Here is a 12394-nt window from a genome sequence, read left to right on the forward strand (position 1 = left end):
CATGTCCAGGACCATCAATGACGCCCCTCTCACGACGCGCGAGGCACGAAAGCGGCTGGCGCCGGGACTCTATTGGCGCAGTGTAGATACAGAGATCCACGTTGGATACCGAAAAGGAAAGAGGGCTGGCGTTTGGCTTGTCCGTTGGCGCAACGGAACGGGATACCGACAGGCAGCCGTAGGGCCGGCAGACGACGTAATCGGCATTGGCAATCTCGATTATCGCGCTGCGGTCAAAGATGCACTCGATCAGGTTGCGGCCGCTCGGATTGAGGCAAAGGCGCTGGCAGATGGCCCGCAGCAAACGGTGAGGCTCGCCGTTGAGGCTTACATCGAAAGTCGGAATGCCCGAGCCAGTCGGCGGGTTGGTAGGCCGGTGCGCTCCGATGCAGCACATCGCTTGGAACGATACGTGATTGGCCGGTCAAAGCACGGACAGCGGAAGGCAGTTGCCGCCGCCCCTATTTCTGAGATTGCGCTCCACAAACTGACCGAACGAAATCTGATAGACTGGCGCGAGAGTGTGTCGGTCGGCCTCAAGGCTACCGCCGTCCAGCGTTTGGTGAGTGACTTCAAGGCTGCACTGAATAGCGCTTATGAACGGAACCGGGATCGCCTGCCTCCTGCGTTGCCAAGCATCGTCAAGTCAGGACTGAAGGCCGCGCTGGTCGACGAGGATGAAATGGTTTCGCTCGCGCGCGAAAATCAGATCCTTTCGGACGCACAGATCAGCGATCTGATCAGGGCCACCCATGAGGTTGATGCCGAGCACGATTGGGACGGAGATCTTTTTCGGCTCATCGTAGTGATGGCCGCGACTGGTGCGCGGTTTTCGCAAGTCGCTAGGCTGCGAGTGCTCGATGTGCAGACTGGGGCCGGGCGCCTCATGGTCCCGGCCAGCAGGAAGGGGCGCGGTGGAAGGGGAGGCGTGACACCGGTCCCGGTAGGTCGCGATGTACTAGACGCTCTCGCTCCCATCCTGAGTGGCCGCAGCAAAAACGCTCCGCTGCTCGAGCGCTGGCGATATGCTCAAAAGCCCGGGACCATCAGATGGCATCGCGAGCGGCGCCAGGCTTGGGAGACGCCGAGCGAGATCGTTCGATTTTGGGGTGAGATCCGTGAACGAGTCGGCCTGCCGGACGTTGTCCCCTATGCATTCCGGCACTCATCGATTGTTCGCGGCATTCGCGCAAATCTGCCGCTGCGCCTCGTTGCTGCCATCCATGATACCAGCGTGATGATGATTGAACGCCACTATGCTCGCTTCATTGCCGATGGACTGGACATGCTCGCTGCTCGGGCAATTGTGCCTCTAGTGCCGGAAATGGGGAGCGGAAACGATCGGCTCGCGGTGGCCTGATTGGGGCAACCACGTTTCCGCCTGATAGTCTCGGGAATGCCTATGCGTCGGCTTCGCCTATCCATTCGACATTGAGCCGATCGAAGCCGGCCTGTGTGCCTTCGGCGGTAACGCGGCACCCGAGCAGATCAGGGTCGATGTCCACGTCGTCGCGATCAATAACCCAAAGATCGCCCGCGTCTGTCAGGATATTGAGCCCGCGGCCGCCATGGTTGAGCACACCGCTCACCCGCCTGCGTCGATTGATGCCATTCCCGAACGACGAACTCACCTGGCCCCCCAGAAAGCAAGGACGTTCCGCACGTAGGACGGTGTTTCACCATTGAGCGGAATGCCGCCAGCGCGTTCAACCGCGCCGGGTCCTGCATTGTAGGCCGCGACCGCTAGATGGACCATCCCGAACTTGTCCAGCATCTGGCGCAGGTATCGCGCCGCTGCCCACAGGTTCGCGCGCGGATCGAACCGGTTGGCGACCCCCAGTTCCCTGGCTGTCTTGGGCATCAATTGCCCGAGACCTGCCGCTCCCGCACCGCTGATGGCAAAGGGATTGTAGCGGGATTCGGTCCAGATCAGTGCATCGAGCAGCCCGGCCGGCAAGCCGTATTGCGCTTCGGCGGCTTGGACGTGCGGCAGGTAGGCCGCGCGCCGGAAGTTCGGTGCAGCGCCTTGTAGCCGTTTTGGTCCTTGCCGCACGATTCCGCTTGGATTGCCCGGGACAGTCGCAGCCGAGCCAGGTTGCAGCGGCAGCGGCTCCGGTGTGCGCCACACCCCGTGCGTGACAAGCTCGAACCCGGCATCCGAGTTATCGATGCGATAGCCCGAGGCAGGGCTGGGTGACGGTGCTGAGACGGAGCCGTCATCCTGCGCCGCCGCAGGAAAGGCGGTTGCGAGTCCCGTCACCGCGAGCAGGGTAGCGATTAGTTTTTGAGCCATTTGCGATTCCTTCTCTGGCCGAATCGGAAGGGAACATATAAAGAACATATGTTGTAGGAAATCCTATTGTCAGTGGCGCAGAGCGGAGGCTGCGCGGGTGGAGGCATGTCACCGATGGAGATGCCCCATGTCCCAATGCCGCAGGCGCTCGGCGCTTGAAGACCGCGCCCGCAAGATCGTCGAGGCGCTGGGAGGCACCTGGTCGCGCTCGCGCGGCATGTGCTGCTGTCCAGCCCATGCCGACCGCACGCCGTCGCTCAGCATCACACTCGGCAAGCGTGCGATCCTGGTTCATTGCTTTGCCGGTTGCACCAACGAGGCAGTGATGCAGGGCCTCGGCAAGGTCGGGGTGAGGATCCCGGACCTGTTCGATGGGAATGGAGAGGCGATCACACCGACGCCGCGCGAAGAGATCGCCGATCGCAACGCACTCCGGCTGTGGCGTGATGCATCGATCCTCGCCGACAGCCCAGCCGCCCGCTACCTTGCTAGCCGCGCAATTGGCACTTCATCGCCGGACCTGCGCTTTCATCCCCGCATGCCGCTGGGGCCCAAGGGCGCGGTCCGTTTTCTCCCGGCGATGGTTGCGGCGGTTCGCAACGATGCCGGCGTGCTGGCGCTGCACCGGACGTTCCTCGATCCGGAGAAGCAGGGCCTTGCGCGGTTTGACCAGCCCAAGCGTGCGCTCGGTAGCCTCGGCAGGGGGGCAGTGCGCCTGGCATTCCCGCGCGGCGGCCGCCTGGGTCTTGCCGAAGGGATTGAGACCGCGCTCTCGGCCATGCAGCTGTTCGGCATCCCCTGCTGGGCGACGCTCGGTAACGAGCGGTTCGGTCTCGTCACGATCCCGGAATCGGTGCGCGAGTTGCATCTGTTCGTCGATAACGATGCCGGCGGCCTGCTTGCCGAAGAGCGAGCCCGCGAAGCGTATCTTCGCGAGGGTCGCCGGATCGTCACCCGACGGCCCGAGCGGACCGAAGAGGACTGGAATGACGTGCTGATACACCGGGTCCGCAGGGCGGTTTGAGCATTGCAGAGAGGAAAGATGGCTTGGGGCCTTGCGAGGCCCCTGACGGACTTGGGCCTCGTCAGGAGGTTCCCCATGTCCAACACTTCTCCCGCTCTCGCTTTTCCTGTTTCCGCCGAACCGCTGGTGCTCACCGCAGCCCGCGAGCTCGCCTTTCGGCTGAGCTCCTGTCAGATCATTTCGCGTAGCCTGCTCAATGCGGTCATGGCCGAGCACTTTGGCGGCAGCGATGCCGCGGGCCGCTGGTCGGTGCGCGATGCACACGCGGCGCTCGAGCTCGCGCAGGTGCTGTTCCTGCACGAGGCGACGACGCTGACCAGCACTATGCCGCCCGATCAGGCGGATCGCGCCTTTGCTCGGCTCGAAGCGCAGGTGCCCAGCCAGATCACCCGCAGCGACGAACAGATCGAATGGCAGCAGTTCGCAACGCCGCCACGGATTGCCTGGATCGCGGCCCGCGCCTGCGCGATCGCTTCCAATGAGCTGGTGCTCGAACCCTCTGCTGGCACCGGCATGCTCGCAGTTTGGGCGGCGAAAGCTGGCGCGCGGCTTGCGCTCAACGAAGTGTCGCCGCTGCGCCGTGAGTGTCTCGCAGCCATTTTCCCGGCTGCGGCAGTGACCGGCCACGACGGCGAATTGATCGACGAACTGCTCGATCCCTTGGTCGCTCCGGGCGTGGTGCTGATGAACCCGCCGTATTCGCATGGGATCGAGCGCGGCCATGATGGGCGCACCGGTGCGCGGCATCTGCGCTCGGCCTGGAAGCGGCTGCTTCCCGGCGGTCGTCTCGTCGCCGTGATGCCGGAATGGTTCGATCTGCCGCGCTTCCTCAGTGGTATTGCCGGCCCGGTGGCGCTTCGGCTCAACGCGACGATCGAGCGCGGCTTCATCAAACAGGGGACCTCGATCACCACCCGGCTCCTCGTGCTCGACAAGGTCGATGGCGGTGACAGCCCGATCATCGCCAAGCCGACGAGCTTTTCCGAGATCTGCTTCCTGGTCGACACCCTGCCGGAGCGCGGATCGCCGGTCGCTGAGCCGGTCCTTGCTCCGAAGGCGTTCACGCCCCTCCGCCTCGTTGCGGCGGGTCGGAAGCCGGTTCCGCTGGCGCCTCGCCCGGTTGTCGCAGCCCCCGCAATCCAGCCGCTCGCCTATCAAGCGCTCGCAGCGCCCGCGCCGATCGCCGAGCAGGTTGGGCATTATCTGCCCTACCGGCCGAGCCGCATCGCGATTGAGGGTGCGGCTGACCATCCAACCCCGTTGGTCGAATCCGTCGCGATGGGCTCGATCACCGCGCCGGTGCCGGAGGCCGTGCCGCAATTGCCCGCAGACCTGATCGCCAAGGGTTTGCTTTCAGCGGCACAGGCCGAGACCTTGATCTACGCTGCGAGCGCCCATACTCGCGACCTTCCCGGGCGATATGAGCCTGAGGACAAGGGCTGCGCCTTGAAGGCGAGCGCCGAGGGTCAAGCCTACCGCATGGGCTATTTCCTGGGCGATGGCACCGGGGCCGGGAAGGGACGGCAGGTTGCCTCTGTGATCCTCGATCGCTGGGTGCGGGGAGAACGCCGCCATATCTGGATTTCGAAGAACGAGGCATTGCTCGAAGATGCGCGCCGCGATTGGTCCGCGCTTGGCGGCCTGCCGATTGATGTCCAGCCGCTCGGGCAATGGAAGCTCGGCGTGCCGGTGGGAATGCGCGAAGGCATTCTGTTCGTCACTTATCCGACGCTGCGCTCGGGCCGCAGTGATGCGACCCGGCTCGAGCAGATCCTTGAATGGGCCGGCTCCGATTTCGGCGGGGTGATCGTCTTCGATGAGGCGCACGCCATGGCCAATGCCGCTGGCGGCGAAGGCTCACGCGGCAAGGTCAAGGGCTCGGAGCAGGGGGTCGCCGGAGTGCGCCTGCAGAACCTGCTGTCGCGCGCCAGGGTGCTTTATGCCTCGGCCACCGGGGCGTCGGACGTCAACAATTTGGCTTACGCGACCCGGCTTGGCCTTTGGGGACCGGAAACCGCCTTCGCCAACCGCGAGGCCTTCGTCGCCGATATTCGCGACGGCGGGATTGCGGCGATGGAACTGGTTGCCCGCGACCTCAAGTCGCTCGGGCTCTACACCGCACGGGCGCTGTCGTTCGCCGGGGTCGAATACGAGATCCTGGAGCATTGCCTGACTGCCGACCAGATCGCGGTCTACGATGCCTATGCCGATGCCTGGGCGATCATCCACGCCAACCTGCGCGAGGCGCTCGAAGCGACCCGGATCGTCGATCAGGACAGCGGCGACACCCTGAACTCCGGCGCCAAGGCCGCGGCGCTCTCGATCTTCGAGGGCACCAAGCAACGCTTCTTTGCGCAAGTCCTGCTTTCGATGAAGTTGCCGAGCCTGCTTCCCGCGATCGAGACCGCACTCGCCGAAGGCAATGCCGTGGTGGTGCAGCTCGTCTCGACCGCCGAGGCCATGCTCAACCGCCGTCTTGCGGACATGTCGGATGCCGAACGTGAGGCGCTTGAGATCGATCTCTCCCCCCGCGAATACGTGATCGACTATCTCACCAAGAGCTTCCCGGTGCGGCTGATGGCGGTGTTTACCGACGAGAACGGCAAGGCGCGCTCCGAGCCGATGAGCGACGAGACCGGCGCTCCTGTATTGTGCCGCTCGGCGCTGGCTGCGCGCGACCGCATGATCGAGCAACTCTGCGCTCTGCCGCCGATCGCGACCGCGCTCGATGCAATCATCGAGCGATTCGGGGTCGACCAGGTTGCTGAGGTCACCGGCCGCACGCGCCGACTGATCGTCGGGCGCGACGGTTGCCAGAAACTCCAATCCCGAAGCCCGCGCGCCAATGTCGCCGAGACCCAGGCCTTCATGGATGGGACCAAACAGGTCCTGGTATTCTCCGATGCGGGCGGGACCGGGCGCAGTTATCATGCCGACCTCACCGCGAAGAACCAGGCGCGGCGCGTCCACTTCCTGCTCGAGCCGGGCTGGCGCGCCGATGCCGCGATCCAGGGGCTCGGGCGGACCAATCGCACCAACCAGGCCTCGGCACCACTGTTCCGTCCCGTGACCACCGACGTGCGCGGCGAGCGCCGGTTCATCTCGACGATCGCACGGCGGCTCGACAGCCTTGGCGCGCTGACCCGTGGCCAGCGCCAGACAGGCGGACAGAACCTGTTCGATCCCGCCGACAATCTCGAAAGCACCTATGCCAAGGAGGCGCTCCATCGCTGGTTCGGCCTGCTGTTCACCGGTAAGCTCGAAGCGGTGACGCTCGCGCGGTTCGAGAAATTGACCGGGCTTCGGATCGAAGGTGCTGACGGATCGATGGTCGACGACCTTCCTTTGATCCAACGCTGGCTCAACCGCATCCTCGCGTTGCCGATAGCCATGCAGAACGGCATTTTCGACGAATTCTTGGGGCTGGTCGAGGCACGGATCGATGCCGCCCGGCAGGCGGGCACGCTCGATCTCGGGGTCGAGACCATTGCAGTCGAGCACTTCGCGGTCCTTTCCGACACGCTGCTGCGCACCGATGTGCTTTCAGGCGCGACGACGCATCTCCTCGAAATCGAGATAGCCCGCGCACTGAGGCCGTTGTCGCTTGCTCGCCTCGAGGAACTGCATGGCCTGACGGGCGAGCGCCAGCGCATGATGCGCAACGGCCGCTCGGGCCGGATCGGCCTGCTCGTCCCGGCGCGCAGCCTGCTCGCCGACGATGGTGCCCGAATTGCCCGCTTCGAGCTCGTCCGGCCGTTGAAACACGGCTACCTCACCGCTGATCAACTCGGCGAGAGCAACTGGGAGCCAGTCGACGCGGCCGAGTTTCGCAGCCTCTGGCAAGCCGAGGTCGATGAGGCTGCTACCAGCCACAAGCGTGAACGCCTTCACCTCGCGACCGGGCTACTGCTGCCGGTCTGGGACAAGCTGCCATCCGACTACGTCCGCGTGAGCCGGATCTCGGCGCGCGACGGGCGCTCGCTGCTTGGCCGCGAAGTCCCGCTCAACTGCGTCCCCGAACTCTGCCAGGCGCTTGGTCTAGAGAGCGAAAATGCCTTCTCGGCCGAGCAGATCGTCGAGGCTGTGCTCGCCGCGGGCCGACCGATGCAGGTGAGGGGACGAGAGGCACTCACGCTCAAGCGAAGCCTGGTCAACGGTGCGCAGCGGCTCGAACTTGCCGGGTGGTCGGCCGCCCGGCTCGATTGGTACAAGGCGCAGGGCTGCTTCACCGAGATCATCCGCTACCAGACACGAATGTTCGTTCCGCTCGATGGAGCAGCCAGCGTTCTTGCACTCATCAGCGAATGCTGAACTGATTGCCAGATCTGGCCGATGCGGCCGGATTCACAAGGGGCTTCGAGGCTGGAATTCGCCGCACCAGTCGCTTCCCTCCGACATGGGCCACCCTTCGTAGGTGGGCGGGAAACGACGACAGATGCCAATGTCATGGCCGTCTTCATCTGGTGTCTGGTCCCAAAAGCGGCAAAGCCCGCAACTTTCGAGTGTTTTCTGGTTCACTGGATTCATGGTTCGAAGCCTTAGCGCGCGCCCTGAGGCAACCGCAATAGAGGTTGCCAAATGGCATTTAATCGCGTATATGGTGCCATATGGAGAATTGCCATGCTGGCTTTGCAACCCGTAGATACTGCTCCCCAAGCGTTCCGGCCCGATCCCATTACTCAGGAGGAGGCGGCCGCCATGTTTCGGGCGGCGCGGGGCCTGTTCGGCAAATGGGAACTGACCGACGAACAGGCTGCGACCCTGCTCGATATGCCTGTGCGTTCCTTTCGCCGATGGAAGGCTGAAGGGCCGGGGCGTATTTCCCGCGACGGCTCTGCCCGTCTCTCCAACTTGATGGGCATTCACAAGGCGCTGCGGATCATCTTTTCCGAAGCCCAGCGTGGGTATGCCTGGATCAAGGCAGGCAACACCGCCTTTGCCGGGTCGAGCGCACTCGATGTCATGCTCGGCGGCGAACTGACCGACATCATGCGCGTGCGCCGCTATCTCGACGCCGAGCGCGGTGCCTGGTGACGGGAGGCCAGCAGATCCCGGTCTCCCGAGTTGAGTGGAAAGGCGCCGTCAGGATCATCCGCAGCGCCTTTCCGCCGATCGACCTGTTCGAGGACATTGCGGATCCGGCGGATTGGCCGCTGCTGATTTCCGCGGAGCAGAAGACCAACCCGCGGATCATGGTGACGATTGGTAATCTCGATCTCGTGCCAGCCGGTCGCCGGGTAGGCGGTGACGGGGCGTCCTATCTGATGGCGCCGTTCACGCACGCCAGCACGGACCGCCCGAGCCGCTTCACCGATGGCAGCTACGGCGTGCTCTATGTCGGAAATGTCTTCGAGACGGCGCTGTTCGAAACGATCCACCATCATGCCCGTTTCATGATCCGAACCGCCGAAGCACCGGGCTGGTCGTCGCAATTCCGCGAGATCGTTCTATCGGTCGGTGCCGAGCTGCATGATCTGATGGGAGCCGACGCGGCCAATCATCCTGCACTTGATCCCGGCAGCTATCAGGCTTCTCAAGGCTTGGCGGTAACGCTCAAAGCTGAAGGAGCCGATGGGATTGTTTACCCGAGCATCCGGCACCAGAGCGGCGAATGCGCCGCGCTCTTCTATCCCGATTGTGCTTCGGACCCCATCCAGGGACGCCACCTCGACTATCATTGGGATGGCACGCGCGTCGATCTCGTGCGCGATGCAGGATCCGGCGAAGTCTTTCGGGTAATGGATATCCCATGACACACTGCGGCTCCGTTTCCCGGCATTTCGGATGGACGGCGCGCTCTCGAGTCCCGGGTCCGGCCGTGCGGTATGAGAAGCGATCATAGCGATATGGCTCGCTATCCAACCTGGCAGGCACATCACGCAGGTGGCTATGATCGGGCCATGCGCGAGGCATCTGCTGCATTTCTGGCGCGGATCGAAATCGATAAACCCTATCGCCTTTCCGTGCTCCAAGATTCCCGGAGCCTGCATCGCACATTCTTTCTCCCTTTCGCACCGGCCTCGCACCAGGAATATGCCGGGACCTATAGAGGAACGGTGGGAACCTCGCTTAAAGGCCGCATCATGGGCGCGCCGTCGCTGGTTGAGCCCGGCCGCGAGTTCGCATTCGAAGACCCGGCCGGCTTGCCCGGGAAAGTTGCATGCCTGCTTGGGCAGGTGATTGCTGAACTTGAGTCTGCGCGGCGCGCACAACCATACGCGCAACTGCTCCTCCTGACCCATTTGTTCTGCTGGTTTGGCAAGCTTCACCCATTTCTTGATGGCAACGGACATATCCAGCGCGCGCTTTTCGCTGCGCTGGCTTTGGAGCTAGGGATCCCGCTCTCGCCGCGGTTTTCCTTGCATCCACGCAGCTATGACCGCCTGCTTGCCTGGCCGCTGGAGATGTTCACGCGGGCTAAGGAAAGCGAGCGCCCGGCCTGCATTGCGACCGTTGCTGAATATCTGAGTACCTGGCTGGCGGGGCCGTTTGACCAGCCGGGGGCCGGGATCCCCCCGGCATGAGTGGAACCAGCCTTCCCGTAAGTGGCCGCAGCATATTGGTTTATTTTCATCAGCTGCAAGCTAATTTAAGGATTTATGTAAGAGTGCAGAGCATTGACGGGCAAAAGTGCGACGTGCCTACATCTTATCTGATGAACGTGTTCGACCGGACGTCAGGAGTGCTGCAGCGCTCCCTAAGGGCGAGCGCCTTACTTTCGACCGGTTCGTGTACCCTTCTCTTTAGTTAGTATTACAGCTGAATTAGCTGGCGGACCGCGATTGCGACAGGGCCAGAAATTGGTTGTATTGATTTGCTATCCTGCGCAGCACGACAGCTTGGCAACATCCATGTCGAACGTCTGCGCCGCCAATTTGAGTCCCTCAACAGTCGTCAGATAGGGGAAGATCGTCGCGCCAAGGTCTGCGACGGTCATGCTGTGTCTGATGGCCAGTGCCAGCGTCTGGATCGAATCCGCGCCTTCGGGAGCCATGATCTGGCCGCCGAGCAACCGGTCGGTGCCTTTGTCGGCGATCAGTTTGATAAGCCCGCGTGTATCGCGCGCCGCTAGCGCCCGCGGCACCTGATCGAGCGGGAGCAGCGATACCTTGACGTCCAGCTCTTGCGCCCGTGCCACCGTTTCGGTCAGGCCGACGCTGGCGACCTGCGGATCGGTGAACACCACCGCTGGCATGGTTGCATTGTCATATCGGTGCTCATTGCCCCCAATGGCATTGCGAGCCGCCAGCTTCGCTCCGTAGGCTGCCATATAGACGAACTGGTCGCGCCCTGTGACATCCCCCGCCGCAAAGATACCGGACACGGTCGTTTCGAGATAGTCATCGACGATAATTCCGCCATTGCGGGATAGCTTGACGCCCTGCGCCTCTAGCCCCAGCCCATCGCTGTTCGGGCGACGACCTGTAGCGACCAGCACTTGCTCTGCCACGATGGTTTGCGCGCCCTCAACGGCATTCGACAGACTCTCGCAAGTGAGTTCGAACCCGCCAGCGGTTTGCACAATCCGCTGATAGCCAACACCCGCGCAAATCCGCACGCCCTCCGCCTCAAGATACATTTGCAGGGCGACGCTGATTTCCGGGTCCATGTCTGGCAGCAAGCGGCTTCGGCAGCAGATGGTAACGGCGACGCCAAGGCGGGCGAACATCTGCCCCAGCTCAACGCCGATCACCCCGCCGCCGATCACCAGCAGCGATTGGGGCAAACTGTCGAGCGCCAGAGCCGAGGTGCTTGTAAGGTAAGGGACCGCATCCAGCCCTGGAATTGGTGGCACGGCGGCGCGTGCGCCGGTTGCCAGGATGATCTTTCCGACCGGCATCGGCTTATCGCCAACCATCAGCCTGCCATTGGCAAAGCACGCCATGTCTTCGACATAGGACACGTCGGGATATGCAGGCAGCAAGTCGATATATTTCTTCTGGCGAAGTCCCGCGACCAGTTCATCCTTCGACGCTGCGAGCGCGGACCAGTCTTCAAGATTGATGCTTCCCCCAAGGCCCGGAAATCTGCGGGCCGCAATGCCGCCATACACGGCCTCGGCAGCGCGGATCAGCGTCTTGGACGGGACACAGCCGACATTGACGCAGGTGCCGCCAATCGTGCCATGACCGACCAGCGCCACTTTCGCGCCCAGATCAGCGGCGGTGATCGCGGCGGAGAATCCGGCAGAACCAGCGCCGATAACGGCCATGTCAAATCCGCCCCGCTCAGGCAGGGGACAACAATCACTCATGGAAACTTGCTTTCTTGCGCGCGCCGGGATCAGTTTTGGACGGCGCGGGCCGGATAACCGGCATTGGCCGAAGCCGCTGCAATCTGAGCCGCCGTCGTGCGCTTCGGATCATAAGTGGCGCGCGCTGTCTTCGCGGTGAAGTCCACTTGCACCGAGCTGACCCCGGCTACGCCTTCCATCGCCTTGCGCACCGTAATCGGACAAGTGGCGCAGGTCATGTTTTCGATGGTGAATGTCGTCTGTCGCTGCGCAGTGGCACTTGCCGCAGGACGGCCCTGTGCCGTGCCAGCAAGCGCGTAGGCTACGCCCGTCCCGGCCATTGCCACAACGGCCAAGCCGATCAGAAGTGTCTTTTTCATGAGTCTTTCCTTTCAATAAAAATAGGGTGCCCACCAGTCGAGGGTGAGCGCGATCACGACGATGGTCAGGCCGAGCCACAGCACGATCTTGGTGGTGCGCGCCGATTGTGGACGGGCGCAGTAGGAACCGTCCTCGCACGGCCGCATCGGTTTGAAATAGACGTGCCAGAACCCAAAGCCGAGTAGGGCCAGCGTCACGGCAGCAACATAGGGTTTGTAAGGCTCCAGCGCCGTCAGGTTGCCGATCCACGCTCCTGAAATGCCAAGCGTGACCAGCAGCAGCGGCACGACGCAGCAGGCCGATGCCAGTCCGGCACCGATCAGCGCTCCGGTGGCAATCCAGTTCGCCCCCTTTGGCCCCTTGTCGGGAGTGAGTGTCGATGACCCCGATTCCGGTGCTGATGTCATGGTGAAAAACTCCCTTCGGATTTCTTGATGCGCAGTGTAATCCCTGTAGTAGCTAC

Annotated in this window: 11 protein-coding genes; 6 read left to right on the forward strand and 5 right to left on the reverse strand. The window is 63.1% G+C overall.

Annotated features, from left to right (window positions below; genetic code table 11):
• The first annotated feature begins 1 nt into the window (after position 1).
• Positions 2-1360, forward strand: coding sequence for a tyrosine-type recombinase/integrase (locus ACFFF7_RS15935; RefSeq protein ID WP_379482319.1), 1359 nt, complete (start codon positions 2-4; stop codon positions 1358-1360).
• Between the two features lie 40 nt (positions 1361-1400).
• Here the strand turns inward: ACFFF7_RS15935 and ACFFF7_RS15940 are convergent, their stop codons facing one another.
• Together ACFFF7_RS15940 and ACFFF7_RS15945 are read right to left on the reverse strand one after the other, a co-directional pair.
• Positions 1401-1589 carry a DUF5818 domain-containing protein gene (locus ACFFF7_RS15940; RefSeq protein WP_379482320.1) on the reverse strand — a complete coding sequence of 63 codons (189 nt, stop codon included), beginning with the start codon at positions 1587-1589 and terminating at the stop codon, positions 1401-1403.
• Between the two features lie 38 nt (positions 1590-1627).
• Positions 1628-2293 (reverse strand): lytic transglycosylase domain-containing protein, encoded by a 666-nt coding sequence (locus ACFFF7_RS15945; RefSeq protein ID WP_379482321.1) that lies wholly within the window; start codon positions 2291-2293, stop codon positions 1628-1630.
• A 127-nt stretch (positions 2294-2420) separates the two neighbouring features.
• Here ACFFF7_RS15945 and ACFFF7_RS15950 point away from each other — a divergent pair, with 127 nt between their 5' ends.
• From ACFFF7_RS15950 to ACFFF7_RS15970, 5 genes are all read left to right on the forward strand, one after another.
• Entirely contained in the window at positions 2421-3317 is an 897-nt protein-coding gene (locus tag ACFFF7_RS15950) for a DUF7146 domain-containing protein (RefSeq protein WP_379482322.1), read from the forward strand.
• Positions 3318-3392: 75 nt separating this feature from the next.
• Positions 3393-7628 (forward strand): strawberry notch-like NTP hydrolase domain-containing protein, encoded by a 4236-nt coding sequence (locus ACFFF7_RS15955; protein WP_379482323.1) that lies wholly within the window; start codon positions 3393-3395, stop codon positions 7626-7628.
• Positions 7629-7937: 309 nt separating this feature from the next.
• On the forward strand, positions 7938-8351 hold the full coding sequence (locus ACFFF7_RS15960; RefSeq protein ID WP_379482324.1) for an MbcA/ParS/Xre antitoxin family protein: 414 nt from the start codon (positions 7938-7940) through the stop codon (positions 8349-8351).
• Positions 8348-9070 carry an RES family NAD+ phosphorylase gene (locus ACFFF7_RS15965; RefSeq protein ID WP_379482325.1) on the forward strand — a complete coding sequence of 241 codons (723 nt, stop codon included), beginning with the start codon at positions 8348-8350 and terminating at the stop codon, positions 9068-9070. The genes ACFFF7_RS15960 and ACFFF7_RS15965 overlap by 4 nt, the downstream gene beginning before the upstream one ends.
• A gap of 147 nt (positions 9071-9217) precedes the next feature.
• Positions 9218-9841, forward strand: coding sequence for a Fic family protein (locus tag ACFFF7_RS15970; protein WP_379482326.1), 624 nt, complete (start codon positions 9218-9220; stop codon positions 9839-9841).
• Between the two features lie 293 nt (positions 9842-10134).
• Here ACFFF7_RS15970 and merA read toward each other — a convergent pair whose 3' ends face one another.
• From merA to ACFFF7_RS15985, 3 genes are all read right to left on the reverse strand, one after another.
• Complete coding sequence (gene merA / locus ACFFF7_RS15975) at positions 10135-11529, reverse strand: mercury(II) reductase (RefSeq protein ID WP_446686292.1); 1395 nt, start codon at positions 11527-11529, stop codon at positions 10135-10137.
• 71 nt (positions 11530-11600) lie between these two features.
• Positions 11601-11930, reverse strand: a complete 330-nt coding sequence (locus ACFFF7_RS15980) for a heavy-metal-associated domain-containing protein (protein WP_379482328.1) — start codon at positions 11928-11930, stop codon at positions 11601-11603.
• A gap of 12 nt (positions 11931-11942) precedes the next feature.
• Positions 11943-12338, reverse strand: coding sequence for a mercuric transporter MerT family protein (locus ACFFF7_RS15985; RefSeq protein WP_379482329.1), 396 nt, complete (start codon positions 12336-12338; stop codon positions 11943-11945).
• Positions 12339-12394 lie beyond the last annotated feature (56 nt).

Origin of the sequence: Novosphingobium aquiterrae (assembly GCF_042434435.1) — a bacterium.
Lineage (GTDB): Bacteria > Pseudomonadota > Alphaproteobacteria > Sphingomonadales > Sphingomonadaceae > Novosphingobium > Novosphingobium aquiterrae.